A 24,223-nucleotide genomic window follows, 5' to 3' on the forward strand; every position below is an offset into this window, starting at 1 on the left:
TCCTGGTCATCAGACACCTCACTTATGGTGGCGATATTACCACCTACGTTGGTGTCCGGAATCATTGAACCACTACAGAATGCCGACAGCTTGGGATCGACGTGTAAGGCACCGGCCAGTCCTTGTAGTTTTGCTGAATCGTTCTCGACAAACTTGAGTAGGCTCTTGAGTTTGCAGCTGTTTTCCAGCTTTTCTCGGTCTACCCATAGCGCGATATGCGCCGAACAACGCTTGGCCTGAGGCTTATGCTGATATTGGAGAAAGAGCCGAGAGAGCGCCCAGAGCGTTCGTCGAATGTTCTCTTCCAGGCTTTCCAGGAGCGCCTCACTTGGTTTGTCGACAGGCTTGGCTAGATCTACATGGATGATCCTGATTCTCCGGAACGCTTGCGTGAAGATGTCCAAGGCCTGTGGCGGTGGCATGGTAGCCAAAAGTGTCAAGAGGTCCTGCTGGCGAACATGAACTTCTCTATGTGCTCTGGCAATCGCGAGTTGCCTAGCTTGATAGATGAGCCGGGCACAATCGGCTTTGGTTTTTACTTGTTGTTCACGGCCATAGATAAACCTGATCAGCATTATAATCGCTATCACAAAGAAAAGGGACTCTGTAGCCGTCGTCGACGATGGTAACGTTTGATTCCTGAAGGCCTCGATAAGCGCAGTGATCACACCTACACTTAAAATACTTACTATAACCCCAAATATGGCGATGGTTGCGGCGCCAAGTCCACCGGTGAGGTCTCGCTTCTTGGTAAGCGAGTGCAAAAACTTATCCAAAAGCCTGCTTGCTGAATAGTCTTGGTGGCTCGCGGATTCCTGAAGTTCAATCCAATCAGCGATTTGAGCATGTAGGTTACCTGTGCCGAATTTAGACTCGAACTGTTCCCAGGCATCACTAAGCTGCGCATCGGTCTCAAGTTTTGACAGTTCGGAGCGCTTCCAGGATAAACTCTTTTTCTCGCATTCGATGATCAGTCGATATTCGAGAAGAAATGTTTTCGCTTCTTTCGCTGAAAGGCTGCCTATAGGTGAGAAAAACGGCAGTGCGCTAATTCGCCCCTCAAACTCTCTGGAATGAACGGCTGTCCAATCGCTCAAAACCCGATATTTAGGAACGTCATCAATTTTCTCGCAGGTTGCCCCTTCCCCGTAATGCTTAATGACGGCGTACGGCGTGGAGATATCGAGAGCTGGAACGAATTCGAAACGATCTGAGTCACTCTGTTGAACGTCAGGAAAACCCGCTGATTTTTTGGTAGATTCATGCACTTCTGGGGCGTTCATGATGCATTCCCTGCGTTGGTTTTCTAAGGGCGGAGTAGAAGATATTCTCTGAAGCGCCGCCAAAAAATCTAGCTCTGGGCAGAATAGCCTAGGCACTCCATATTTTAATGGCGGCCCGTATATATTAATAAGGCACAATAAAGCCACCGCGTCCACTTTCTGAAATTGATTGAGCAATCCGATGTTCTGCGATCCAAAATTGTTCGTTGAGAACGTGTTCTACTCCGCACCATCCCAGAAGCACCCAAACAAAAAGAATACCAAGGCAGTACCAGCTAACGACCAAGTCCACCCCAAGTCAGAACGTTTTGCTTTAAATTCCGGTGGATGAAAAAGAAGGGCACCCGGATACGCGTGCTGCCACTACTCCAGAAACAGGTGATGAAGTTTATTGGAAGAGGGGAGGTGTCTCGGCTCTCCCAACACTGCCAGGAACGCCATCAACTGTGGGTTCAATTCTATGGGCGAGTATATAAACAACTCTCCGCTGCCTAAGCGGCAGACCATCCTAGTTGGGAGCTGTGTCGGCGCGGTCTTGCTAAAAAGTCCAAACTCGGTCGAGAGGGCAATGCAGAAACTTTTTCGCGTGGCACGATGCCGCCGAGAATGGAATAATAGTTTCTGGTTTGACCGGAAGAATTGAGAGAAATTCTGTTCGATGGGGTCGGTTAGTTATGCGTAATTTCAGTTTTACTCGAATTCGATAAAATCAGGATTTTGGCCTGGGCCGGCTGGGGCAGATTTGGGGCAAACTGGCGTCCTATACAGTCCACGACGGTCCTGCCGGAGTTTTCTATCTAGCTGATATTACGCCATAATCCGACTCAGCCCACCCCTCCAGGAGGGCTCGAATCCTCCGGATGGTCTGATTACATCTCGATTCATACCCAGGCGCATTTTCAAAGCTGCTAAAACCGAAACGGGGACATTGTTGAAAATGCTGACCAGTTTCTTATCAGAGCGTTCTGGGTTCGTAGTTGGGGTGGCTCGGTGTAGCGGGCATTACGGTACAAGCAGGGCGTGAAGGCCAGCGATAGAGCTGTATTCAGAAGCCAGATTATTGAGTTCTGTGAGATGATTCAATGTCATCTAAAGCCGGAGCTGAGATCAGTGCATTAACATATCGATTCTGTACGTGTGCAGCAGCCGAAGTTTGAGCATTAATGAATGATTCACTCGGATTTTGTGAGCTCGGCACCAGATTCCATCCTGCGGCGTCGGGTTGCCAAAGAAGGTCGGCTGCAAAATCCTTTTTGGTTTGCTCATCTTCTGTTCGAATGTCCGCCACGAAATGATCGAACGACGTAAGGTGGGGGGACTTCAGAACTACTGTATAAGTGTTTCGTTTGGCAAAAATATTGCCAAACAAAAAAAGCCAGTTCTCACCATCTCCGTAAGTAACTGACTTTCTCTGCAGAATTGGTAGGACCACCCAGATTCGAACTGGGGACCTCTACCATGTCAAGGTAGCGCTCTAACCAACTGAGCTATGGTCCTGTATTCTGCAACGGGGCGAAATATACTGATTCTCCCGTATCTGGTCAACCTCTTTTAGCCGGTTTCTCTTTTTCTTAGGGCGGCCCTTAGGGCTTTACTCAATGCGCTCCAGCGGTTAACGATCAGTGCCGCGAAGATCAACCCGCAGCCGGAGAGCTGGGTTGACGTCATGGTTTCACCAAACCATCCAGCGGCGAACAGGGATACCCAAACCGGTTCCAGCACCAGAATAACGGCGCCGTGGCTGTGAGTGGACAGGCTTTGTGCATAGGTTTGTACCAAGAAACGCCCAGCCGTTCCCACGACAGCGCTGGCAAGAACCCACCAGATTAACAGCGGTGGAGGGTTGCCGAACGTCGGCTGCCAGGGCTCTGTAATCAGTGATTCGACAAGGGTTACCATTCCCACGGTAAGCAGCGCTATAGCTGTAAGGGGCAGGGCGGGGATGCGGTGTTTTTCGACAGTTTTACCCTGGCGGTCGACGACCGTGCGCTGATTCGCCGCCCGGGTGTTGAGCGTGAAATACAGCGCAAAGATTGTTGCGGCCACCACAAAGAATATTTGCCCGGCTTCAGGCTGAAAACCGTTGCGAAGGGAGAGAAGAGCCAAACCCCCGACGGCAACGGGAATGGCAAGCCAGGTACTTGCAGGTTGCGCCTCCTTGAACGCAAGGCGGGATATAATGGGAACAATAACCACGCCCAGGCTGGTAATGAAGGCACCTTCACCCATGCTGGAGCCATGGAACAGGCCCATTACCCAGAAGCTCATGGCAATGCCAAATACCAGCCCAACGCCCAGGCCGCGTTTGATCTGATCATTGCTCAGCCGCGATAGTGGCCTCAAGGCGAATGCCGCAAGAAAACTACCTGCAATCAAAAACCGCACTGCCATAAACAACAGTGGTGGCATGAGGAGTATCGCTTCTTTGGAAAAAATCCAGCTTACAGCGGCAAGTAGCGTAACGGCGACGAGAAGCAGGTCGGATTTGTGCGCGTCAGACATGGTGTAGGGGAGCACCAGAGTTAGGATAGATAGCCACCAGAGTTAAGGAAGTGGTGTGTCCCAACAATGTATAGTTTGCGAAGTAAAAAAGAAAGAAGGCTCGTCCTTGAGCCCGATGGAATCCCTGATGCCAATGGCTATTAATTGTTAAGCGTAGAGTACACCAGCGTAGACATATCGGTCTGGTCTGAGCCTGGCACCTCTATATACCGGTCTTTGGAACCCCAGAGCTTCCACCATGGACGCTTGCTATAACTTCTGCTGGCAAAGTCTACCTGCAGGCTGTTCAAGGTTGTGTTGTTCACGACCGGCACCGAGATGTTACCGGTTTCCGAGCCCAGAACGCCGCCATGGGTGACACCCTCATTCATCAAAACCGGGTAGTGGTTGTAGTAAAGGCCGGCGGGGCCATTCTGGCTGGTTACCTTGCCCGCGAGGCTGAGGTTACCGGTGCAGGAATCGATGCCCTGAGCGGAGGTGGCTCCACAGGATGAATGTGCGGGTACAACGCCATCGTCTTTACCGGAGATAAAGGGTTTGGTGATGCCTGCGTAAGGTGAGCCGCCCGCAACGAAGCGGAGCCTTGGAACAGAGTTGGGGCTCAGGGCCAGGTTTCTGGCCGTGTTGGTTTGCAGATCATTCACCACGCCCAGCTTGTCCGGCTTGGGCTCTATGCCAGTGAACGCCTGAACAGCGGCACGAACCGGCCAGTTGTACCAGGTTGGGTTGTACGCAAGGCTCAGCGCCAGGTTCGCCAGTTCGGTGCCGCCACCGGCGCCTGCGTAGTCTATGGATGCGAGGATTTTCAGCGGTGGCAAACCCTCGTTCTGTAACCAGCGAGCCTGGTTTTCCAGAAGGTAGCGGGTGACCAGATCGCCAGTCGAGTGTGAGACCACTATGCAGAAGTCATTGCACAGGCCCTGTTGGCTGATTTCACGCATTTGCTCATAGGCCCTCTGCGCAATGCTGCCTTCAATCCTGCCGTCGCTTGGCCAGTCAACACGGGCTTCTGAGCGGGATAGCCAGAATGTCCGCCAGTAATCCTCGCCGGCGTCTCTGATCGCCTGCAGGTTGGCGGGTGGCGCCTCAAGGTCTTCCATCTGAAAGCCGTGAACCAGAATCACGTTGTGTCCGGCAAGCTGCGCCTGCGCGGTTCCGGCCATTATCATAGTGCTGGTGAGCGCCGTCGCCAGCGCAATTTTACAGGCAGATCGGGTTTTTATTGTTGTCATGATTGCTCCGTTTTGCTTGGTTATTGTTTTGGCACCTCAGAACTTGTCAGCCAGCTGTCTCAGCAGAGCTGCACGCTGTTCCGATTCGGGATTTACCGCCGGTGTATCCTTGAGGTCATCAAGGTCTGGTGGTTCAAAGTCGTAGCCGTCATCCGGGCCGAAAGCGTAGTGGGTGCGGTCACCGGGGTTGGCAGGCAACTGCCTTATCTGCAAGTTGCGCAGCTGGAACTTTCCATTGAACGATTTGTTGGCAAGCACCGTGCCGTGAGCTTTCAGTGACACTGTGCCTGAGGTGCGGTCGAGCCTTTTCTCAGCCTGAAGCTGTGCGACAGGTTGCTGGCCGTTGTAAAGCTGGGCAGACAACGCATAAAAGCCCGATGCCTGTGGCGAAAAGGTGACGGGAATCACCAGATTGTTGTTGCTGAGGTAGGTATCCTCGATCCCCTCAAAGTCTCCCAGATAGGGTTCGATGGTAAGGCTGGAGGCATGTCGCACAGGTTTTCCGTCGACGGTTGCCTCGACGATCAGCCGGTATTCTCCGGGCTCCTGGTCCGTGGTCAGGCTGCCCTGGTAGTAACCTGTCTGGCCATCCTGCTCCAGGGCTGCGCTCTCGGCTGCTTCCCTGGATTCAGGGTGTTCAAGGGTCGCCTGAAGTGAATAACCCATCACTTGAGGCCCTTGTAAGGAGGCAACAACAAGGATGTCTTCACCCCGAGTAAAGCGGAACTTGTCTAGGGTGACGGTAAACTGGCCGCCGTTTTCCAGCGGCAGCACCACAGGCTCGTAGTGGTTGCCGCGGTAACCCGCTGCCTGAGCTTCAGTTAAAGGCACCGACCAGGGCGGATAACGAACGGACTGGGCATACTGGTCCGCTACCTTGGCCAGCATAAACCCAACCGGATTGTCGGAAGGTGGTTTTTGCTGAAGGCCGGCAGTTGCCCAAGTGGCTTTTGGCGTGGTGCCAAGGCTGGGACTTTTCTGTCGGCCTTCATTCGCTTGGGTTTCTGTGTCCCAACTAAAACCGAAGCGGTTGTCCGCTGACAACAGGTACCCAGTACCTACCACCATAGAGGCTAAAACCAAGCTGACTACGAGCGCCTTTTGGGGCATTCGTCTGTCCTTTTCTATTATTGGGTTGTCTGACAAACATACTGCTAATTAGTCCGTACCGGCTAAAATATAGTCAAAAAATGTAATGGCGTGGGTGATTCCTGTGATCGACTTCACAAAAAGGCCTAAAACCAGCCAGAATCCTTAATTGCCTCAAAGCCAAACCGAAGATTAATCTCATCCCCCACCAGCGCCGGGGCGTAACCAGTGTGCATGATGTCGAAAACCATTGAGAAATGCTCATCGTCCACCTCAAACCGGACGGGCGCGGCGGATGCCAAGCTTGCAGTGCCTGAAAAAGATGCCAGCGCTAAAAAAGCGAAAAAATCAGACCGTTTCATGGTGAAACCTCCTCTCATAAAGCCAGTAAACGTCTGTCAGAAACGACCAGGCGAGCAACAATAGGGCCGTTGCCAACGTTAGGCTGGCGAACAGGGGGGGAATCGCCGGCAGAACAGCGACCATCAAGGTGGCGATCTGCCACACGCAGACGGTTTTGCGCCGGAAGCTTTCGGGCAATGGGCGGTTGAGCCAGTTCAGCATGGATGATGCGGCCACAAACAGGTAGCGCATAAGCCCCAGTGCGAGAACCCAGGCACCGGCTTTGCCGCTTACCACCACAGCCAGACATAGCCCAAGAATCAGCAGCGCATCCATTTCCATATCAAAACGAGCACCGAATTCGCTCCCGGTATTGGTCACCCGGGCAATCTTGCCATCAACGCCGTCGAGAATCAGGGCAAGCAGAGCGCCAATGGCATAGAGCCAGAGCGCATAGTCGGAGGAGGGTGCGGAGGTGAACGGCGATACGGCCACCAGCGCGACAATAAGGCTACTTCGAAAAAGGGTAGCCCGGTTTGCCCAGCCAAAATCTTTCCGGGCCGGCCAGTTTGTTAACACGGCAACGCAGATAGAACCGTATATCAGGGTTGCGATTGCAAACATCGACCATGATGATGGAAACAGATTGGCTGCAAAAACTGTCCACAAAGCGGTAAATGCTGCGCCCCAGAGCAGATCGGCCCAGGCTGGTACTGGTATGCTGCTGGGTGTTGTGGCGGCCAGTGAGGGCTGTTTCGGCGGCCTTTCAGAATCCATAACAGGGCTCCAGTGTATAGGCTTCGGTATCGAGCTTTTCGGCGCAAATCTGTGGCGGTGGGTTATTCACAACTATAGTTTCCGGAACAGGTTATTGCATACGACAGCGAATCCGTTTCAGAGTTGTGGGAAGAATTATCTAAAGAATTATCTAAAGAATTATCTAAAGAGTGATCTGAAGGGCCACGGGGTTATCCAATTAACCATAACGACACAGGAAATACAGGATGAGTTCCGGTTTCAGTTTTGCAACAGAGCAATCCACCTCCCGGGCCTTCTGGACAACGGGGCCCGGGGAAGGTCGTATTCTGGAGGCGCCGGTGGCGTCCGGCCAACCGAATAACACCGAACCCTGGGTTGTCGTACAAACGCTATGGTCTGGCGTCAGCAGGGGTACGGAATCCCTGGTGTTCAACGGCCAGGTTCCACAAAGCGAGTTCGATCGCATGCGAGCTCCTTATCAGGAGGGAGCGTTTCCGTGGCCGGTCAAGTACGGGTATGCCAATGTGGGGCAAGTGCTTGAAGGGCCGGATGAACTGGTTGGAAAAACGGTGTTTTGTCTCTTCCCCCATCAGGCGGTTTATTCAGTGCCGGCCAGTGCAGTGACGCCTATCCCGGCTGGAGTCCCACCAAAGCGGGCTATTCTGGCGGCGAATATGGAAACTGCCATCAACGGCCTTTGGGATGCCACGCCGGCAGTGGGTGATCGCATCGCGGTGGTGGGCCTCGGCGTGGTTGGACTTCTTGTGAGCTGGCTCGCCAGCCGTATTCCTGGAACACAGGTTACCGCGATCGATACCAATCCGGCCCGGGCTGCTGTTGCGGAGGCTTTAGGGCTGGAGTTTGCAGCGGAAACATCGGCAGATAGCCACGATCTCGTTATCCACGCCAGCGGGCATGAATCCGGCCTTGTCACCGCGCTTGCGCTGGCAGGGCAGGAGGCAACGGTGCTTGAAATGAGCTGGTATGGCGACACACCTGTTTCCGTCCCGCTTGGCTCAGCATTTCACGCCCGCAGGCTAACTTTGCGGTCAAGCCAGGTTGGTCAGATTCCGCCTGCGCACCAGCCCCGGTGGACCTACCGTAAACGCCTTGAACTGGCGCTGGAATTACTGCAACACGACGTTCTGGATCACCTGATTAGCGGTGAGAGCGGCTTTGAACAGATGCCTGAAACCATGAGCCGGATTCTTGCGAAAAGCAGTGATACGCTGTGTCACCGTATAAAATACTGAGGAGCTTGTTATGTTCAGTCTTACCGTCCGGGATCACATGATGATCGCACACAGCTTCAATGGTGAAATTTTTGGCACGGCACAAAAAACCCATGGGGCCACCTACGTGGTTGATATGACATTCGAACGCCATGAGCTGGATAAAGACGATCTTGTTATCGATATCGGCCTGGCGTCGGAGGTTCTCAAGCAAGTGTTGAGCGAATTCAACATGAAGAACCTCGACGATATCGAGGATTTCCAGGGCCGCAATACCACCACCGAATTCATGGCAAAGAAAGTGTTCGACCGCATGGCAACGGCTATTCGTACAGGGCGCCTGGGTGAAACTGCAAAAGCCGTCTGTGCGTTGAAGGTAACGCTTGCGGAGTCGCACATTGCCTGGGCCAGTTACCATGCCGGAATCTGACACGGCCCTGCACTTTGTGGTGCCTGGAGACCCTGATCAGAACACCGGCGGTTATCGCTATGTACGGAAACTGGTTGAAGCATTGAATCGAGCCGGCACGAAAGCTGTAGTAACAGGGTTGCCCGGCAGGTTTCCCAAGCCGGATGCCGTCGCAGCACATTCAATGGATTGCCTGCTCTCACAGCTTGCAGACGGCTCTCGGGTAATTCTGGACGGGCTTGCCATGAGTGCGATGCCCGACGTACTCGAAAACCATGCTCAGCGGCTGCGCCTCACTGCGCTCATTCATCACCCATTGGCGGACGAGACCGGATTAAGCCAGAGTGAGAGGGATTGGTTTTATGAAAGCGAGAAACAGGCGCTGAAAACCGTCCGGGACGTTTTCACAACCAGCGCATATACGGCCTCCCGGCTCGAAGATTACGGAGTTTCCGCTGGGCGTATTCAAACGGCCGAGCCCGGGGTGGAAAGCCCGGCGGGCAGTGCGTTGCCGGCTGAAACTGAAGTCTCTACCTATAGCCAGAAGTCTCGGGAGTTGACTGCACCTCACATTCTCTGTGTTGCGCATCTGTCTCTGCGCAAAGCTCAGCACCATTTGGTGGAAGCTCTTGCCGGGCTGGACGGTCTGCCCTGGCACTGCACCCTTGCAGGTTCATGCGAACGCGATCCGGCCTATGCGGATGGCGTGCGACAGAAGATTGATGAATCAGACCTCAGTGCTCGAGTTGACCTCGCTGGGGAGGTTGATGGGCAGCACCTCGCGAGCCTGTATCGGAAGGCGGATTTGTTTGTGTTGCCGTCGCTGTATGAAGGTTATGGCATGGTGATTGATGAAGCCCTGGCAGCGGGCCTTCCGATCATTTCATCGGATGGCGGTGCCCTGAAACATACCGGCGCCCGGCCTGGCGTCGTTTTGTACACGGCCGGGGATGCGGGTGCACTACAAGACCGCCTGCGAACATGGCTCGGCGATTCTGAAGCCCTTGAGCTTGCCCGCGCACATGCTGAAGGCGAGTCTGGCAACCTAAGAAGCTGGGCAGATACGGCAAGCCTGTTTCTGGAGGGACTTGGTTATTTTGATCAATGCCATCGTGACACGGTTTTTGCCGGAGAATGGCTGTTAGCGCGCGAAGCCGCAGATCATCGTGCGCGCTCCGTGGGCCTGGCGCAGCGATTGAGCCAATGGATTGAAGATACCGCCAATCATCAGGGCCAGGTCAGGATTGTGGATGTTGGCACCGGCCGCGGCTCAAATGCGGCTTATCTTGCTTCTGCATTATCAACACCACAGGAATGGGTGTTGGTTGATCAGGATGAAAACCTGCTGGCCGAAGCTGCTCGCAGAGTGGATCAGTTCAATACACCCTATGAAATCGTGCAACGTCGTTTAATGCCGGAGGATTTTGAGGGATTTCTCCCTGATGACACATTAGTTGTGACAGCCTCGGCGCTCATCGATCTTGTTTCTGAAGCCTGGCTGGAAGCCTTTGCGGCCGAAGTGATTTCAACGCAGGCGGCCATTCTGGTTGTGCTGAGTTATACCGGCGCTTTTGCGCTGTCGCCGGCCCACGAACATGACTCGTTGTTGCAGGAGCTGGTAAATCAGCACCAGCATGGCGATAAAGGGACCGGCGCCGCGCTGGGGCCGGAGGCTGCCACTGTGCTGGCAGACAAACTGAATTCGCAAGGTTATGAGGTGAAGGTTGTCGAAACCCCCTGGCACCTCAGCAACAAAGACGCAACGTTGATTAGCATGCTCATGGAAGGCTGGGTAACCGCAGCCAAGCAACAAAGCCCGGGTGATGCGGATCAAATGGATGCCTGGTTTGCGGCCAGAAAGCAGCAATTGGCAGCGGGTGAGCTTGAAATCACTGTATGTCATCAGGACGTGCTTGGTCTGCCGCCAGCATGAGTTTTCTAAGCAACACAGGGTTTGGCATCGCCTTGAAGTGGCTGACGACCGCGTTGATCATCGTGGCTGTCTTGTTGTTTGTGGAGGTGGAAAAGCTGCTTGGCGAGCTCACCCGAATTCCACCGGTTGCGTTGATCACGGGGCTCGTTTTAGGGGTTGGTCAGGTATTTTTGTCGGCCTGGCGCTGGCGTTATACCGCAGCCCTTCTGGGAATACCGATACCTTACAGGCAGGCAGTGCGGGAATATTACCTCGCTTCGTTTACCAACCAGGTTTTGCCGGGCGGCGTTCTGGGTGATGTGAATCGTGCGTTTCGCCACGGTGCTGATTCCAAAAACCGGCTGGCAGCGGCTCATGGTGTTGCGATAGAGCGTTTGTCCGGGCAAATTGTACTGGCGGGGGTGGTTGTAACCGGCCTGTCGTGGCTGATTGTTACGGGTAGATTTGAGGGCACTGATTCCATGGGTTCTGATCCTCGTAGCCCACTGTTCTGGCTGCTGTCAGGCGCAGCGGTCTTGGTTCTGTTGGTATGGTTTTTTACACAGAGAAGCCGTCGCATATCCACCTATTTCGCCACGCTACGCGGGGATCTGAAGCGCACCCTTGCGTCATGGCCTGCGCTCCCGTGGCAACTTCTGTCATCTCTTCTTGTGGTAGCAAGTTATCTGGCGGTGTTTCTCGTGCTGGCAAAGGGCGCAGGCTACCTGACAGATCTGACATCAGTTGGCGTGGTTGCGGCACTGTGCAGCCTTCTTCTACTCAGTATGGTGATTCCGTTCACAATGTCTGGCTGGGGTATTCGCGAAGGTGCAGCGGTTATTCTATGGCCAATGGTTGGCTTGCCAGCGGAGCAGGGCGTGGCTCTGAGTGTGGTCTATGGGGCGCTGATATTTGTCTCCAGCTTGCCCGGCGGCCTGTTTTTATTCAGTTCGCGGGCAAGGCAACGCTGAAATCCAGATCAAACAGCATGTCTGTGCCAAGGTTTACGAACTGGGCTTCCGGCCTGAGGGCATCTTCCAGAAAATCGATTTCGGGCAATGAAAACGCCGGTCGGCCGCTGCCTATAATCATTGGCGCAACCATCACATGAAGGCGGTCCAGCAAACCTGCCTGAAGAAACTTCGAAACAGTCAGCCCCCCGCCTTCCACAAAGATTTTTCGCAGATCAAAGTCTGCCAAAACCTTGAGGATCAGTTGCGGATCCGCCGGCGCTGATCCGCAGCCCAGGCAGGGAATCTCTGTCACGGTGCCCGGGCCATCGCAATGTGCGAGGCCGGGTTTGTAGTGGCCAGCCACAAGCCGCAGTGTCGGCGCCTCACCATCCGTGAATAGATGGTGGCTGTCAGGCACCCTGCGGTTGCGGTCTATAACCACTCTTACCGGGTTTGCCCCACTGGCACAGCGCACTGTCAGGCGCGGATTGTCCGTGGTCGCAGTGCCAGCGCCAACAACCACCGCATCCGATAGTGCCCGGATTCGATGCAGGTGAACAATTCCGTCTTTGCCGTTGATAAAGCGGGAGTGGCCCGTAGCTGTCGCAATTCGGCCATCCAGGCTTTGTCCCAGCTGAGCGATAACGTGCTGGGCTGTTCCGGCAGCACGTGGTTGGCACAAGGGTAGAAATGTGTCCAGTAAGGCTTTGGCATTATCTTCGGCGGGTATCAGCAAGCGGCACTCACCGTTGCTGTTTAGCTCCAGCGCAGGCTCATCTGAACCGGGCCAGTTAAGGGTCAGGCCTGTGCGGTTCATTGCCTGCAAAATCAGCTTCCAGGCGGCTTCAGTATCCAATGTGTAAGAAGTCATAGAGTTCCTGTGTGATTTCGTTCAACCCAGTATAGGCAGATTATGCATAGAGCTGTATGTACGCTACATTTTCTGATTAACTCACTTTTCAGGACAATCTTGCAGAGGCGAATACCATGCGGTACCTGCAGACATTCAACCGCCGGTTGCGGCGAATGCGCGAGACAGGCATTTGTCCTGCCAGGATGTTGCGGAGATATGCGGCGTCGACGAGGCTGAGGTTATAAGTTGGGAGGCTGCAGATGCGAGGCAGCGCACCTATCCGGACGTTTCAGCATTGCTGGATTTCTGTATAAAAACGGAAACCCCTCTGGAAGATCTTCTGGACCTGACCGAGCCCGGAGACTGCGGGCAACTTGAGTTGCCGGGGTTGGCTTTTAGCAGCAGCGACGATCTCTCCAAGGCACTGAAAGAACTGGAGCAAGAGATAAACCGGGTTCAGCTCTCGGATGAAGAGAGTGAGCTTCTGCGCCGGTTCCGAAAGACAACTGCGGAAAACCGGCGCATGATTCTTCAGATTCTGGGCGCCTGAGCAGGCGGCCCGGCGGTAGCCCGTTACTTCTGCTTTTTATAGATGTTCTCGTACACGTAGTTGGTGGCTTCTACAAACCCGTCAATACTGCCGCAGTCAAAGCGTTGGCCTTTGAACTGATAGGCCAGTACGCAGCCGTTTTTTGCCTGTTCGAGTAGCGCATCGGTAATCTGAATCTCACCATTTTTACCCGCCGGCGTACGCTCCAGAATATCGAAAATATCCGGTGTGAGAATGTAACGGCCGATGATCGCCAGATTACTCGGCGCATCTTCCGGCGAAGGCTTCTCAACCATGTCAGTGATGCGGTAAAGACCGTCTTTCATGGACTCACCGGCAATCACGCCGTACTTGTGGGTTTCATCCGCCGGCACTTCTTCAATGGCAACAATGGAGCAACGGAACTGGTTGTACAGTTTAACCATTTGTGTCAATACGCCGTCTTCGCCTTCTCCCGGGCCAATACAAAAGTCATCTGCAAGTACCACGGCAAACGGGTTGTCGCCCATCAGGTTCCGGCCGCTCAGAATTGCATGGCCGAGCCCTTTCATCTCAACCTGGCGAGTAAAGGCAAAGGTGTTGTGGTCAATCAGGTCCCGGATGGAGGTCAGCAGTCCTTCTTTGCCGGAACCCGCAATCTGGTGCTCGAGCTCGTAGCTGATGTCAAAATGATCTTCAATTGCTCGCTTGCCACGGCCAGTTACAAAACCGAACTCATGAATACCGGCTTCGGCTGCTTCTTCAACCCCGTACTGCACCAGTGGCTTGTTAACGATGGGCAGAATTTCTTTCGGCATCGCTTTCGTGGCAGGCAGAAAGCGGGTGCCGTAACCGGCAACTGGGAAGAGGCACTTTTTGATCATCTTGTTCATCCTTTGGTCGGGATTCGTAGCGTTTCCATAATTTGACGCGAGTTTACCAAGTTATTTATCTGAAAGGAGAGGGCGCGCAGGATTCATTACGTTTTGTAATTGCAGAGTCAGGTCACACTGTTTGCATAAATTGCCTGTCATATCTAATACTTAACATGCAAACGTCGCTATAACTTACTGTTTTTAAGAATGTTAAAATTGTAATTTTTGGCAACTTCCACTGGATTCTGACGTTGTGTTTTTTTACAGTAGCGAGGCGTTTTTAATAGCACTGTAATTTCGATTTTACACTTCAATGAGGCTTTCTTGTGGGACGTACGCTGCTGGTAGCTCTGGTTTTTGGCATTTTTGCCGGCCAGGTTTCAGCGAACAACGTAAGATCGCCTGCCGAGTCGCCCTTGTGGGATCTGTATCCTGCAGATCTTCTTCAGTCGGTTACCCGTTACGTTGCTTCCCATTTGGAGTTTTCTGGTGATTCCAGCCAGACCAGCGACAAAGCGGATGGTCGCATTAATGTCACGAGCAATAATCTGATCTGGTCCCAGCACGTGATCGGTCTGAATTTCAGCGATTCCGTTGCCCGGCAGGGCAGTGCCGAGTCCACATCACTTGCGTTGCGATACGCCTTCCCGCTGGCAGGCAGCGACTTTCGGATAGATCTTGAAAACAGGGATTATTCCGGCGCGGTAAACGGTTCGGGGCAGCGTTATGACACCAGGGGAGAGCGCCGCAACCTGAAGGTAACGGGTAACCGTTCGCTCTGGTCGTGGCAGGGTGTTGAGATTGGGGGCGTTTTTTCCCACACCCGTGGCAAGAGCAGCGCGTTTGAAGATTCCGTCTGGGTTGAGGATTCCACTCATCAGCTCTCAAGTTTTGGGCTTCAAGGTTCTACTTCCCGGGAGTTATTCGGGGGGCTTTACGTAACCACATCCCTGACAGCCATTGGCGGGCTGGATTCTGAAGAGACCATAAACGCATCGGGTCAAAGCCGTGATGCGGACGGCTTCCACAAGCTGGCCGTGGCGGCCTCTCTCAGCCGGGAAGTACTGAGCTGGAATCTCGGGCTGAACGGGCGCTATCAGTTTGCACCCGAAGACCTGCCATCCTCCGAGTATCTTGGTATTGCGGGCCCGAGCATGATGCGGGGGTTTAATGGCCAGTCGGTGCGTGTGGCCAAAGGTGGGTGGCTGCGGATGAATGCCCGCAGCCCAAGCTACCATTGGCCGTTTGCATCCGAACTTAACTCCGCCATCACGTTTTCCTTACTGCAGGGCTGGGCGCCATATTCGGCGGCCCAACCTGACCGATTTGGCAGCACCAGCACCGGCGAAATCTCTCTGCAGCTCTACTCCCGGGATTTTCATGCCGACATGAGTATTGGCCAGATGCTCAACGCATCCAATGCGGCGCTGCTGATGCCCACCAGCCCGGATCTTTCGTTCTCGATTTCGGTCGGCATCTGAGCACCGATCCCTCTGCCAATCTGTTGTTTTTCTAATCCCTTGTTACCAAGATGTCACTTGAGGCCTGCTGTATAGCAGGTGTTACATTTACAGGTTGGTTTACAAGGGATTTCGCGATGATTGGACCACGGCTGCCCGTATTGTTGTTTCTTTTCGTTCTGATGGCGCTTTCCGGTTACGCTCAGGCGTTCGGCTTCCAAGATGTCACTGAAAAAGCCAAAGCCCTGGCCGGAGAGACCTATGAGAGACCCGCGCAGGCGCCCGATTTTCTCCGAAACCTGAGCTACGCAGATTACCAGTCGATCCGCTTCAATCCCGATCAGAGTCTTTGGCGTTCTGGCGGGTCGCGGTTTCAGGTGATGATGATTCCCCAAGGAAGCTTTTACACCAATGCGGTAAAGCTCAATGTTATCGACAGCGAAGGTGCGCGTCCGATCGGGTTTGATAAAAGCCGGTTTGATTATCCCAGCCCTGAGCTTGCCAAACGCATTCCTGCCGACCTGGGTTACGCTGGCTTCAAGCTAACCTATCCCTTGTCTGGTAAGGGCGTGCAAAAACAGTTTCTGGTGTTCGGCGGCGCAAGTTACTTTCGTGGTGTGGGTGCGAATCAGAACTTCGGGCTTTCAGGCCGTGGAATAGCGGTCGACACCGGCCTGCCATCCGGTGAGGAATTCCCGGCATTCACCGAGTTCTGGATGGAACACCCGAAAGCAGACAGCAACGTCATGGTTGTATACGGCCTGTTGGACGGCCCAAGCCTCGCGGGCGCATACCGCTTCGAAATCCATCCGGGCAAAAACACCAAAATGGATGTGACTGCGGAGCTGTTTTTCCGGGATGACATTGAGCAGTTGGGCCAGGCACCGCTCACATCCATGTTTTACTTCGGCGATAACACACTGCGCCCCCGCGGAGAATGGCGCCCGCAGGTGCACGATTCCAATGGCCTGCTGATCAACGACGGCGAATCCGGTGAATGGCTCTGGCGTCCGCTGGTTAATCCTGCCGAGCTGCAGTTGAATTACCACCATGTACAAAAACTGAGCGGCTTCGGCCTGATTCAGCGCGATCGAAAATTTGACGACTTTCAGGACAGCGAAGCCCGCTATGACCGTCGGCCAAGTATGTGGGTAGAACCTCTTGGCGAAGACAATGAGGGTTGGGGTAAGGGGGAAGTTGTGCTTGTTGAAATCCCTTCCCGCTCGGAAACCAACGATAACATTGTGGCCTTCTTCAAGCCGGATCAGCCGGTAAAAGCCGGTGAAACCCGCCGACTGAAATACTCAGTGGCCTTTGGTGAGCCTGAAATCACCGGCCAGTCCAGTGGCCATGCCGTGAGTACTTTTGTGGGCAAGGATACGGTGAACGATAAATCGGGCGACGCCTTACGACTGATTGTTGATTTTAAAGGCGGTGAGCTTGCCGGGCTTCGTCCGGGTGCAGCGGTTGTCAGCCAGGTTAGTGGTGGTGAAGGGGTTGAAGTGATTGAGCATTTTGTTGAGTACATTGAGGTCGTTGATATATGGCGCCTGTCAATTCTGGCAAAGCCACCAGAAGAGAAACCACTCACTCTGCGGGGTTTGCTGAACAAGGATGGCAAGCCCGTGACGGAGACATGGACGTATCTACTTGGGCCGGCGACAGACCTTCGCGGAAAACCTCAGTAACGAAGCGCTGGTCAGATCAATTGTAGTAGCATGCAGCCATTAACAGGCAGGGAGACGAATATGGAAGAAATTTCCTTCCAGCATGTATTCAGCCGTGTGTATAACTATCTGTGTGAGGCTGGTGTCGAAATGACCAGTGATCGCTGCCGCCAGATGTTGCAGCTCATTGACGATGCCGTAGCCGAGGATGGTGAGATCTCGGGTGACGCAACGGGCGAGCGAGGGTATGGTGCGCGTCTGTTGGAAAGCACCATGAGCAGATTGCCGGACTACTTTACGATTCCATATGCACCAACGCCCACCGTAGCTCCACCTCTTTGCCGTGGCAGCATTGGGTACCGCACCCGTGGATAGCACGAAAACGGGCAACCCCGTGAAGCATCGTTGGCGAATGGTTGCGAACCTGCGCCGCGCTGTGTTGATGCTGTTTGTTTTCGGTCAAACCGCTGTTGCGTCTTATTACCTGCTCTGGGTCCTGCCATATCACGGTGGCACCCCGCTGGAAATCGGTATGCTGGTGCTTTTTGCCATTCTTTATGCCTGGATTGCGGTCGGGTTCTGGACGGCAGTATTCGGGTTTGTGATCCGGCTGATGGGCGGTGATCGTCACTCAATTCTTAAGCGCCATACAGAAGCAGAGTTACTGGAAACGCCGCTGGCGAAAGCCGCCGTTCTGCTGCCAATCTATCACGAGCCTGTGCACTGGACGTTAAGCGGACTTAAAGCCGTGTACCGTGACATCGAACGTACAGGCCAGATCGAACACTTCGAGTTTTACATACTCTCTGACAGCCGGAATCCCGATGTATGGCTGGAAGAGCAGGTTGCCTGGAATCAATTGGTTAAAGATCTTGGTGGTGAGGGCAGGATTTTCTATCGCCGGCGCCCGGTGAACCTCAATTACAAAAGCGGCAACGTAGCCGATTTTCTTCGCCGCTGGGGCAAGCGCTGCAAGTATATGGTGGTGCTGGATGCCGACAGCCTGATGACCGGCAGCACCATAGTGCGCATGGTTCGGCTCATGGAACGTGAGCCCGGCGTGGGAATTCTGCAAACCAACCCGAACATCATCAACGGCCAATCACTGTTCGCCCGGATTCAGCAGTTCACCAACCGGTTCTATTCCACGTTGTTTGCTAATGGGCTGGCGGCAATCCAGATGGGAGATGCCGCATTCTGGGGCCATAATGCCATTCTTCGTATTGAACCCTTCATGAATCACTGCGGGCTGCGCAAGCTACCCGGTATCGGAATCTTTGGCGGGCCAATCATGAGCCACGATTTTGTTGAGGCTGCGTACATGGGGCGAGCTGGCTACGAAGTCTGGCTGGAGCCGGGGCTGGGGGGCAGCTACGAAGAGTCGCCACCTACGTTGGCCGACGAACTGTCGCGGGACAGCCGCTGGGCCAAAGGCAACCTTCAGCACCTGTGGGTTATGTTGCGGGAACCCGGGCTGCGCTTCGCCCACCGCATGGCGTTTCTGAACGGCATCATGGCCTACGTAGCTTCACCGCTGTGGCTGGGCTTTTTGATTCTTACCACGATTGCAGCCGCCCAAATGACTCTGTCGCCCATCGAGTATTTTCCCGATGGTCATCAGGGTCTTTTCCCTCTGTGGCCTGAGTGGCGGCCCGAGTGGGCGCTGGGTCTTGCCCTGAGTACCCTGGCCCTACTGTTTCTGCCAAAATTTCTGGCCATTCTCGACGCGATGATTCACAGATTCACCAAAGAGTTCGGTGGCCTGTTCCGTCTGTTCTGCAGCGTAATACTGGAAATTATAATTTCAGTGTTACTGGCGCCGGTGCGCATGTGGGCACACAGCCGCTACGTGGTCTCGGCTTTGTTGAATGTTTCCCTGCAATGGGCGGGACAGAACCGCACTGAGGAAACAGGTTGGAAGGAAGCCTTCATTACCCAGCTACCCGGGATGTTGCTGGCTGGAGGCTGGTCCGCATTTGCCTGGAGTCTGGATACGATGTTTTTCCTCTGGTCGTTGCCTGTTGCCCTGCCGCTGATTCTGGCGGCGCCGACGGCCGTGTATCTCAGCCGGAATTCACTTGGGCAGGCTATGAAAAAGCGCAGGCTCCTGCTTATACCTGAGGAAAGCATTGCCATGTCGCTTCTTGAAGATGCTGTCTGGTATCGCTCCCGCGAGCTTGCAAATCCAACCCTTACGCCGCTTGAACAAGCCGTGCTGCGGCTTGATCACAATCGCCTGCACCAGGCGTTGGCCTGGGACCACAGGCATGGCTCGCGTAAGGCGGAGCTGGAGGCGTGTGTGGCCCGGTGTCTTAAGGAAGGGCCTGATGCGCTTTCACGTTCCGAAATGAGCCAGATCGTCCGAGACCGGCAATCACTTAAAGCACTGCATGAGGGGGCCTGGCGCGGTACACCTGGCAGCTTCTGGGGCCGGTGCATAGCGCGGCTGAGCGCTCAAGCCAAATAAAGTGAGTAGGAGAAAGGCTATGGATCGACGTACGCTTATGAAAACGCTGATAGCAGGGCTTGGAGCCAGTGCTCTGCCGCTTGCACCCCTCGCTTGGGCGCGTGAATCGGAGATAAGCAGCGATAATAGCGAAAAACCCTTCAGTTACGCCTGGCTGAAAGGCCACGCACGGGAACTGGCTGCTCACCCTTATATATCCCAGGAAGGTGAGTTGCCTCAGAGGTTGAAACAGCTCTCCTGGGACGACTACCAGGCTATCCGGTTCCGCAAGGATCACGCGTTGTGGGCTGATAGCGATTCTGCCTTTCAGGCACAGCTGTTTCATCTGGGGCTGTATTTTCAGTCTCCGGTCACCATTCATGAGGTGATTGACGGCAAGGCAACCACGCTTCGCTACAACCCCGAATTTTTTGATTACGAAGGCGAACAACCCCTTGGCAATCTGCCGGGCGACCTCGGCTATGCCGGCTTTCGCCTGCATTATCAAACCAACTTCTCCCTGGATCTTGCGGCTTTTCTCGGTGCCAGCTATTTCCGCGCGGTGGGTTCGGAAATGCAGTACGGGATGTCTGCACGGGGGCTTGCTATTGATACTGCTGTAAACGGAGAGGAGGAGTTTCCACGGTTCAGTGCCTTCTGGCTCGAAAAACCGCAGCCGGGGAGCCAGGTAATGCGGGTATGGGCGTTGCTTGATTCGCCCAGCACTGCCGGTGCCTACGCCTTTGTTCTTGACCCGGGCAGCAATATGGTGATGGATGTCGATGTTGCGCTGTATCCACGTACTGAAATGAAACGGGCCGGCATTGCACCCCTCACTAGCATGTATCAGGTAGGTGAAAACAACCGGCGTATGGATTACGACTGGCGCCCGGAGATCCACGACTCTGACGGCCTGGCTATGCTTTCGGGCAGTGGTGAGTGGCTTTGGCGACCACTGGACAACCCGGCACACCTGCGTTTCAACAGTTTCAGTGATAACAATCCCCAAGGTTTCGGTTTGCTGCAGCGTGACCGTAACTTTGATCACTACCAGGACGATGGCGTGTTCTATGAACGCCGCCCCAGCGTATGGGTGCAGCCAAGAGGCGAGTGGGGTAAGGGCAGTATTGATCTGGTGGAAATCCCCACCGTTGATGAGACTTTCGACAACATCGTTGCGTTCTGGCATCCAGAAACGCCGCTGAAACCGGAACAGGAATATCTGTTTTCTTACCGGCTGCATTGGGGTGAGCGGGCGCCAGTGAATCCGCGAGATCTTGCGATCGTGCGGGCAACGCGTACCGGGCTGGGCGGCGTGGTTGGTCAAAAACGGGAATATTTCTCCTGGCGCTTTGCAGTGGACTTTGCCGGGGGCGTGTTGGATATGCTGGGCGGTGATGCGGAGGTAGAGGCTGTCATCAGTGCAAGCCGGGGCGAAGTGGAAATAACCTCAGCAAGGCCATTGTCTGCAATCAACGGGTATCGGGCCATGTTTGATCTGGTTCCGGGGGACTCTGAAGAGCCCATTAATATTCGGCTGTTTCTGCGCCTGGGCGATGAGCCGCTCACAGAAACCTGGGTGTACCAGTATTCACCGCCACCTATGTCTGAACGCAAGCTCTATTGAGACGTGCCTGATTAGGGTGCCAGCTCTTGCGGATTGTTGACAATGTGCCTGCCGCATTGTTGACAAAGTGGGCTTTACGGGATATTTTTGTCGATATTGCATCCAGATTGTCGACAAACTATGCCGGATATCACATCTCAAACCTACACCCGTGCCGATGAGGCTTTCGATTGTCTGCAAACGGCAATCGTCAAAGGGGATCTTGCGCCGGGTGACAAAATCGGTGAGCTGGATCTCTGTTCACGCTTTGAGTTGACGCGCGGCCCGCTCCGAGAGGCTCTTGGCCGCCTTGAGTCTCGCGGGCTTCTGGTTCGTCGTCCCCATGCGGGCGTAAAAGTTGTCTCAGTGAGCGCGTCGGAGCTGGTTGAGCTATACCGTATTCGTGAAGTCATGGAAGGTCTGGCTGCGCGCCAGGCCGCCGAACGCATGACCGACCAGGAAATTGCCGACCTCCAGGCCACTCTGGATGCCCACGAAACCATGATCGACGAAGCTCGTGGGCAGGCCTATTATCAGGCTGAAGGGGATTACGACTTTCACCACCGCATTGCCACCGGTAGCCGGAATACAAAACTGGCTCAGATGCTCTTGGGTGATCTCTATTATATGGTGCGAATGTACCGCTACCGGTTAAGCACCTCCGCCGGTCGCCCCCACCGTGCGCTTGGCGAGCACCGCCGAATTGTAGAAGCCATTGCCCAGCGTGATGGTGAACTCGCAGAATTTCTGATGAAAAGGCATATCAACGCCGCTCGTAAAAATATTGAGAAGCAAATTCAGGAAGGCACTTTAACCATCTGACAAGAGAGGAATAAACATGTCCAATAAGCTCTCCCCGGGCGCGCGTTTCCGCAAAGCCCTGAACGACAACAAGCCCCTACAGATTGTAGGCACGATTAACGCATACGCTGCCATGATGGCGGAAAAAACAGGGCACCAGGCTATCTATCTTTCCGGTGGCGGCGTGGCGAACGCCTCTTATGGCCTGCCCGACCTGGGGATGACCAGCCTGAACGATGTGGTAGAAGACGTACGCCGCATTACCGCAGCAACCGACCTGCCGTTGCTTGTAGATATCGATACTGGCTGGGGTGGGGCGTTCAACATCGCCCGCACTATCCAGCAGATGGAACGTGCCGGCGCAGCGGCTGTGCACATTGAAGACCAGGTAGCCCAGAAGCGCTGCGGACACCGCCCGAACAAGGAAATTGTTTCCAAAGAGGAAATGGTCGATCGCATCAAAGCGGCTGCAGACGCCAGGGTAGACAAAGACTTCTTCATCATGGCCCGCACCGATGCCTTCCAGAAAGAAGGTCTGGAAGCAGCCATTGATCGCGCCAAAGCGTGCATCGAAGCCGGTGCCGATGGCATTTTCGCTGAAGCGGTTACCGAACTGGAACACTACAAGGCATTCTCCAAAGCCCTGGGTGACGTTCCACTGCTGGCCAACATCACCGAATTTGGCGCCACGCCGCTTTATAATCGTAAAGAGCTTGGCGAATCCGGTGCTGCCATGGTGCTGTACCCATTAAGCGCCTTCCGCGCCATGAATAAAGCCGCGGTAACGGTTTACCAAAGCATTCTGGAGAAGGGCGATCAGAAAGACGTGGTGGATCTGATGCAGACCCGTATGGAACTCTACGATTACCTGAACTATCACGATTTCGAGCAGAAGCTGGACCAGTTGTTCCAGCAGTCCAAGGGCTGATCAAGGCCTGATAACGCATTGATTTGACCACCGGGTTTCTCGAACGAGACCCGATCAATCATAAATATAAAGGGAGAGCACCTATGGCTGAAGCAAAAAAATCAGGTGGCGCAGGTCTGCGCGGTCAGGTCGCTGGTGAAACGGCACTGTGCACTGTTGGTCAAACCGGAACCGGCCTGACCTATCGCGGTTACGACGTGAGCGATCTGGCGGACAACGCCCAGTTTGAAGAAGTAGCCTACCTGCTGCTGCGCGGCAAATTGCCGAACCAGCAAGAGCTGGATGCCTACAAGAAAAAACTTCAGAAGCTGCGTGGATTGCCCGCCGCCCTGAAGACCGTTCTGGAAAACATCCCCAAGGATGCCCATCCCATGGACGTAATGCGCACTGGCGCTTCCATGCTGGGTACCCTGGAAACCGAGCAGGACTTCTGCGAACAGGACGACAGGATCGACCGCTTGCTGGCGCTGTTCCCGTCTATCATCACCTACTGGTACCGCTTCGTCCACGAAGGCGTGCGCATTGAAACTGACAGTGATGTGGATTCCATCGGTGGCCATTTCCTCGAGCTGCTGCACGGCAAAAAGCCAAGTGAGCTGCATGAGCGGGTGATGAATGTATCCCTGATTCTCTATGCCGAGCACGAATTCAACGCCTCCACCTTCTCCGCGCGTGTATGTGCCTCGACGCTGTCTGATATCCACAGCTGCGTAACCGGCGCGATTGGTACCCTGCGTGGTCCGCTGCACGGCGGTGCCAATGAAGCGGCCATGGAGCTGATCCAGAGTTTCCAGAGCGCCGACGAAGCCGAAGAAGGCCTGATGGGCATGCTGGCCCGCAAGGAAAAAATCATGGGCTTCGGCCACGCGGTCTACACCGAGTCGGATCCCCGTAACGTGATCATCAAGAAGTGGTCTGAAAAACTGGCCAAGGAAGTAGGCGACACGGTTCTTTACCCAGTATCCGTGCGTTGCGAAGAAGTCATGTGGCGTGAGAAGAAGCTGTTCTGTAACGCCGACTTCTTCCATGCGTCGACTTACCACTTCATGGGCATCCCGACTGAACTGTTCACGCCGATTTTTGTAATGTCCCGGGTATCCGGCTGGACTGCCCACGTGAAGGAACAGCGGGCCAATAACCGGATTATCCGCCCGAGTGCTGATTACACTGGCCCCGATCATGCTGAATGGCTACCGATTGATAATCGGCCATAAACGAAACTTCCCCCTCTCCCTAACCCTCTCCCGCGAGGGGAGAGGGGATAAAGATTGAACTCCCGTCCCCCGCGAGGGAGGAGGGGATAATTATTACTCTCCACTCTCCCTTCCGGGATAGCGATCTTGTC

At 54.3% G+C, this 24,223-nt stretch carries 21 protein-coding genes and 1 tRNA gene; 13 read left to right on the plus strand and 9 right to left on the minus strand.

Translation table 11 applies throughout. The annotated features are described in order from the left end of the window. The 7 genes from ACN0V1_RS05545 to ACN0V1_RS05575 form a co-directional block, all read right to left on the minus strand. The coding region (locus tag ACN0V1_RS05545) for a hypothetical protein (protein ID WP_417544059.1) at nt 1-1,283 on the minus strand (1,283 nt) is incomplete at its 3' end. Nucleotides 1,284-2,703: 1,420 nt separating this feature from the next. Continuing rightward, nucleotides 2,704-2,780, minus strand: a tRNA-Val gene (locus tag ACN0V1_RS05550). 54 nt (nt 2,781-2,834) lie between these two features. Beyond that, complete coding sequence (locus ACN0V1_RS05555) at nt 2,835-3,785, minus strand: DMT family transporter (RefSeq protein WP_417544060.1); 951 nt, start codon at nt 3,783-3,785, stop codon at nt 2,835-2,837. Between the two features lie 140 nt (nt 3,786-3,925). Then, nucleotides 3,926-5,017 carry a hypothetical protein gene (locus ACN0V1_RS05560; RefSeq protein WP_417544061.1) on the minus strand — a complete coding sequence of 364 codons (1,092 nt, stop codon included), beginning with the start codon at nt 5,015-5,017 and terminating at the stop codon, nt 3,926-3,928. A gap of 36 nt (nt 5,018-5,053) precedes the next feature. After that, a complete protein-coding gene (locus tag ACN0V1_RS05565) occupies nt 5,054-6,127 on the minus strand; it encodes a hypothetical protein (RefSeq protein ID WP_417544062.1) in 1,074 nt (357 codons plus the stop codon). Between the two features lie 125 nt (nt 6,128-6,252). Beyond that, nucleotides 6,253-6,468 (minus strand): hypothetical protein, encoded by a 216-nt coding sequence (locus ACN0V1_RS05570; protein ID WP_417544063.1) that lies wholly within the window; start codon nt 6,466-6,468, stop codon nt 6,253-6,255. Continuing rightward, a complete protein-coding gene (locus ACN0V1_RS05575) occupies nt 6,455-7,225 on the minus strand; it encodes a CDP-alcohol phosphatidyltransferase family protein (protein ID WP_417544064.1) in 771 nt (256 codons plus the stop codon). The genes ACN0V1_RS05570 and ACN0V1_RS05575 overlap by 14 nt, the downstream gene beginning before the upstream one ends. A gap of 227 nt (nt 7,226-7,452) precedes the next feature. On the opposite strand from ACN0V1_RS05575, the gene ACN0V1_RS05580 reads away from it, so the two are divergent. From ACN0V1_RS05580 to ACN0V1_RS05595, 4 genes are read left to right on the plus strand one after another with little or no spacing between them, the layout of a single operon-like run. Beyond that, complete coding sequence (locus tag ACN0V1_RS05580; RefSeq protein WP_417544065.1) at nt 7,453-8,460, plus strand: zinc-dependent alcohol dehydrogenase; 1,008 nt, start codon at nt 7,453-7,455, stop codon at nt 8,458-8,460. Nucleotides 8,461-8,470: 10 nt separating this feature from the next. Then, complete coding sequence (locus ACN0V1_RS05585; RefSeq protein ID WP_417544066.1) at nt 8,471-8,869, plus strand: 6-pyruvoyl trahydropterin synthase family protein; 399 nt, start codon at nt 8,471-8,473, stop codon at nt 8,867-8,869. Next, nucleotides 8,856-10,781 carry a glycosyltransferase gene (locus ACN0V1_RS05590; RefSeq protein WP_417544067.1) on the plus strand — a complete coding sequence of 642 codons (1,926 nt, stop codon included), beginning with the start codon at nt 8,856-8,858 and terminating at the stop codon, nt 10,779-10,781. Before ACN0V1_RS05585 ends, ACN0V1_RS05590 begins: the two co-directional genes overlap by 14 nt. Continuing rightward, nucleotides 10,745-11,731, plus strand: a complete 987-nt coding sequence (locus ACN0V1_RS05595) for a lysylphosphatidylglycerol synthase transmembrane domain-containing protein (protein WP_417544068.1) — start codon at nt 10,745-10,747, stop codon at nt 11,729-11,731. The genes ACN0V1_RS05590 and ACN0V1_RS05595 overlap by 37 nt, the downstream gene beginning before the upstream one ends. On the opposite strand, the gene ACN0V1_RS05600 is transcribed toward ACN0V1_RS05595, so the two are convergent. Beyond that, complete coding sequence (locus tag ACN0V1_RS05600) at nt 11,706-12,584, minus strand: RibD family protein (RefSeq protein ID WP_417544069.1); 879 nt, start codon at nt 12,582-12,584, stop codon at nt 11,706-11,708. The two genes, ACN0V1_RS05595 and ACN0V1_RS05600, sit on opposite strands and share 26 nt — an antisense overlap. Nucleotides 12,585-12,756: 172 nt before the next feature. Between ACN0V1_RS05600 and ACN0V1_RS05605 the strand changes: the two genes are divergently transcribed. Next, a complete protein-coding gene (locus ACN0V1_RS05605; protein ID WP_417544070.1) occupies nt 12,757-13,116 on the plus strand; it encodes an XRE family transcriptional regulator in 360 nt (119 codons plus the stop codon). A 23-nt stretch (nt 13,117-13,139) separates the two neighbouring features. On the opposite strand, the gene galU is transcribed toward ACN0V1_RS05605, so the two are convergent. Next, complete coding sequence (galU, locus tag ACN0V1_RS05610) at nt 13,140-13,979, minus strand: UTP--glucose-1-phosphate uridylyltransferase GalU (protein ID WP_417544071.1); 840 nt, start codon at nt 13,977-13,979, stop codon at nt 13,140-13,142. Between the two features lie 317 nt (nt 13,980-14,296). Between galU and ACN0V1_RS05615 the strand changes: the two genes are divergently transcribed. From ACN0V1_RS05615 to prpC, 8 genes are all read left to right on the plus strand, one after another. Continuing rightward, nucleotides 14,297-15,451, plus strand: coding sequence for a ShlB/FhaC/HecB family hemolysin secretion/activation protein (locus ACN0V1_RS05615; RefSeq protein ID WP_417544072.1), 1,155 nt, complete (start codon nt 14,297-14,299; stop codon nt 15,449-15,451). A gap of 116 nt (nt 15,452-15,567) precedes the next feature. Beyond that, nucleotides 15,568-17,118 carry a glucan biosynthesis protein G gene (locus tag ACN0V1_RS05620; protein WP_417544073.1) on the plus strand — a complete coding sequence of 517 codons (1,551 nt, stop codon included), beginning with the start codon at nt 15,568-15,570 and terminating at the stop codon, nt 17,116-17,118. A gap of 60 nt (nt 17,119-17,178) precedes the next feature. Continuing rightward, the gene (locus ACN0V1_RS05625) at nt 17,179-17,472 is read left to right on the plus strand and encodes a hypothetical protein (RefSeq protein ID WP_417544074.1); all 294 of its coding nucleotides are present in this window, start codon (nt 17,179-17,181) and stop codon (nt 17,470-17,472) included. After that, on the plus strand, nt 17,465-19,564 hold the full coding sequence (gene mdoH, locus ACN0V1_RS05630; protein ID WP_417544075.1) for a glucans biosynthesis glucosyltransferase MdoH: 2,100 nt from the start codon (nt 17,465-17,467) through the stop codon (nt 19,562-19,564). Before ACN0V1_RS05625 ends, mdoH begins: the two co-directional genes overlap by 8 nt. 19 nt (nt 19,565-19,583) lie before the next feature. Beyond that, nucleotides 19,584-21,170 (plus strand): glucan biosynthesis protein, encoded by a 1,587-nt coding sequence (locus ACN0V1_RS05635; RefSeq protein ID WP_417544076.1) that lies wholly within the window; start codon nt 19,584-19,586, stop codon nt 21,168-21,170. A 120-nt stretch (nt 21,171-21,290) separates the two neighbouring features. After that, complete coding sequence (locus ACN0V1_RS05640; RefSeq protein ID WP_417544077.1) at nt 21,291-21,971, plus strand: GntR family transcriptional regulator; 681 nt, start codon at nt 21,291-21,293, stop codon at nt 21,969-21,971. A 16-nt stretch (nt 21,972-21,987) separates the two neighbouring features. Next, complete coding sequence (gene prpB / locus ACN0V1_RS05645; RefSeq protein WP_291952225.1) at nt 21,988-22,878, plus strand: methylisocitrate lyase; 891 nt, start codon at nt 21,988-21,990, stop codon at nt 22,876-22,878. A gap of 83 nt (nt 22,879-22,961) precedes the next feature. Continuing rightward, nucleotides 22,962-24,092: a bifunctional 2-methylcitrate synthase/citrate synthase gene (gene prpC / locus ACN0V1_RS05650; RefSeq protein ID WP_417544078.1), complete on the plus strand. Its 1,131-nt coding sequence runs from the start codon at nt 22,962-22,964 to the stop codon at nt 24,090-24,092. Nucleotides 24,093-24,223: the final 131 nt, after the last annotated feature.

It is taken from the genome of Marinobacter sp. (assembly GCF_048266785.1).
Classification (GTDB): Bacteria; Pseudomonadota; Gammaproteobacteria; order Pseudomonadales; family Oleiphilaceae; genus Marinobacter.

Bases quoted from the DNA above. Each gene is read 5' to 3' on its own strand.
- ACN0V1_RS05600 (WP_417544069.1), bottom strand. From the start codon at position 12,584: ATGACTTCTTACACATTGGATACTGAAGCCGCCTGGAAGCTGATTTTG.
- ACN0V1_RS05590 (WP_417544067.1), top strand. From the start codon at position 8,856: ATGCCGGAATCTGACACGGCCCTGCACTTTGTGGTGCCTGGAGACCCT.
- ACN0V1_RS05620 (WP_417544073.1), top strand. From the start codon at position 15,568: ATGATTGGACCACGGCTGCCCGTATTGTTGTTTCTTTTCGTTCTGATG.
- ACN0V1_RS05585 (WP_417544066.1), top strand. From the start codon at position 8,471: ATGTTCAGTCTTACCGTCCGGGATCACATGATGATCGCACACAGCTTC.
- ACN0V1_RS05560 (WP_417544061.1), bottom strand. From the start codon at position 5,017: ATGACAACAATAAAAACCCGATCTGCCTGTAAAATTGCGCTGGCGACG.
- ACN0V1_RS05570 (WP_417544063.1), bottom strand. From the start codon at position 6,468: ATGAAACGGTCTGATTTTTTCGCTTTTTTAGCGCTGGCATCTTTTTCA.
- ACN0V1_RS05625 (WP_417544074.1), top strand. From the start codon at position 17,179: ATGGAAGAAATTTCCTTCCAGCATGTATTCAGCCGTGTGTATAACTAT.
- prpC (WP_417544078.1), top strand. From the start codon at position 22,962: ATGGCTGAAGCAAAAAAATCAGGTGGCGCAGGTCTGCGCGGTCAGGTC.
- ACN0V1_RS05595 (WP_417544068.1), top strand. From the start codon at position 10,745: ATGTCATCAGGACGTGCTTGGTCTGCCGCCAGCATGAGTTTTCTAAGC.
- galU (WP_417544071.1), bottom strand. From the start codon at position 13,979: ATGATCAAAAAGTGCCTCTTCCCAGTTGCCGGTTACGGCACCCGCTTT.
- ACN0V1_RS05640 (WP_417544077.1), top strand. From the start codon at position 21,291: ATGCCGGATATCACATCTCAAACCTACACCCGTGCCGATGAGGCTTTC.
- ACN0V1_RS05580 (WP_417544065.1), top strand. From the start codon at position 7,453: ATGAGTTCCGGTTTCAGTTTTGCAACAGAGCAATCCACCTCCCGGGCC.
- ACN0V1_RS05635 (WP_417544076.1), top strand. From the start codon at position 19,584: ATGGATCGACGTACGCTTATGAAAACGCTGATAGCAGGGCTTGGAGCC.
- ACN0V1_RS05565 (WP_417544062.1), bottom strand. From the start codon at position 6,127: ATGCCCCAAAAGGCGCTCGTAGTCAGCTTGGTTTTAGCCTCTATGGTG.
- ACN0V1_RS05575 (WP_417544064.1), bottom strand. From the start codon at position 7,225: ATGGATTCTGAAAGGCCGCCGAAACAGCCCTCACTGGCCGCCACAACA.
- ACN0V1_RS05555 (WP_417544060.1), bottom strand. From the start codon at position 3,785: ATGTCTGACGCGCACAAATCCGACCTGCTTCTCGTCGCCGTTACGCTA.
- prpB (WP_291952225.1), top strand. From the start codon at position 21,988: ATGTCCAATAAGCTCTCCCCGGGCGCGCGTTTCCGCAAAGCCCTGAAC.